The following is a 1371-nucleotide window of genomic DNA, read 5'->3' on the forward strand; positions in this document are numbered from 1 at the left end:
GATAAAGAGCAACCCGGCCTTGTGCTGCTGGGCAAACAAGCCATTGATGATGATGCAGGCCAAACAGGCCAGATGCTCGCTGCGCTGGCAGACCTGCCCCAAGCCACCTTCGCCTCCAAAGTCGAAGTTGCCGATGGCCACGCCACCGTCACCCGTGAAGTGGACTCCGGTCTGGAAACCATCCGTGTTTCTCTGCCAGCCATCATCACCACCGACTTGCGCCTGAACGAGCCACGCTACGTGACCTTGCCCAACATCATGAAGGCCAAGAAAAAGCCGCTGGAAAACGTCACCCCAGCCGACTTGGGAGTGGACGCCGCCCCGCGCCTGAAAACCCTCAAAGTCTCTGAGCCGGCCAAGCGCAGCGCGGGTATCAAAGTGCCAGACGTCGCCACCTTGGTCGACAAACTCAAGAACGAAGCCAAAGTCATCTGAGACAGGGGAGAGACACCATCATGACCACACTCGTTATTGCTGAACACGACAACGCCAGCATCAAAGGCGCCACCCTCAACACCGTTGCAGCGGCCGCCGCCATTGGTGGCGACATCCACGTTCTCGTGGCAGGCGCCAACGCAGGCGAAGCCGCCAAACAAGCTGCGCAAATCGCAGGTGTTGCCAAAATCCTGCACGCCGATGGCGCATCGCTGGAAAACGCCCTGGCAGAAAACCTCACTGCGCAGGTGCTGGCCGTCGCTGATGCTTACAGCCACATCCTGTTCCCAGCCACCTCCACCGGCAAGAACGCTGCACCGCGCGTAGCCGCCAAGCTCGACGTGGCGCAAGTGAGCGACATCACCAAAGTCCTCTCTGCCGACACCTTTGAGCGTCCCATCTACGCAGGTAACGCCATTGCCACCGTGCAGGCGACCGACGCCAAGAAAGTTATCACCGTGCGCGCCACCGGCTTTGATGCCGTTGCTGCAACGGGTGGTTCTGCTGCGGTGGAAACCATTGCAGCCGTGGCCGATTCGGGCAAGAGCAGCTTTGTCAGCCGTGAAGTCTCCAAGAGCGATCGTCCAGAGTTGACCGCAGCCAAGATCATCGTCTCCGGTGGTCGTGCGCTGGGCAGCGAAGAGAAGTTCAAGGAAGTCATCACACCATTGGCCGACAAGCTGGGCGCCGCTATTGGTGCCAGCCGTGCGGCAGTGGATGCAGGCTACGCACCGAACGACCTGCAAGTGGGTCAAACCGGCAAGATCGTGGCGCCTGAGCTGTACGTGGCGCTAGGCATCAGCGGTGCGATCCAGCACTTGGCTGGGATGAAAGACTCCAAGGTCATCGTTGCGGTGAACAAGGATGAGGAAGCACCAATCTTCTCCGTGGCTGACTATGGCCTCGTGGCTGATTTGTTTGCTGCTGTGCCTGAGT

Annotated in this window: 2 protein-coding genes; both read left to right on the forward strand. The window is 59.7% G+C overall.

Annotation, left to right across the window (positions count from 1 at the left end; all coding sequences use genetic code 11):
* Window positions 1-435, forward strand: a 435-nt coding sequence (locus tag E9531_RS17340; RefSeq protein WP_136575021.1) for an electron transfer flavoprotein subunit beta/FixA family protein, incomplete at its 5' end; no start/stop codon positions are given.
* 20 nt (window positions 436-455) lie between these two features.
* A partial coding sequence (locus E9531_RS17345) for an electron transfer flavoprotein subunit alpha/FixB family protein (RefSeq protein ID WP_136575022.1) occupies window positions 456-1371 on the forward strand: 916 nt, incomplete at its 3' end.

The organism is Lampropedia puyangensis (genome assembly GCF_004833285.1).
Lineage (GTDB): Bacteria > Pseudomonadota > Gammaproteobacteria > Burkholderiales > Burkholderiaceae_C > Lampropedia > Lampropedia puyangensis.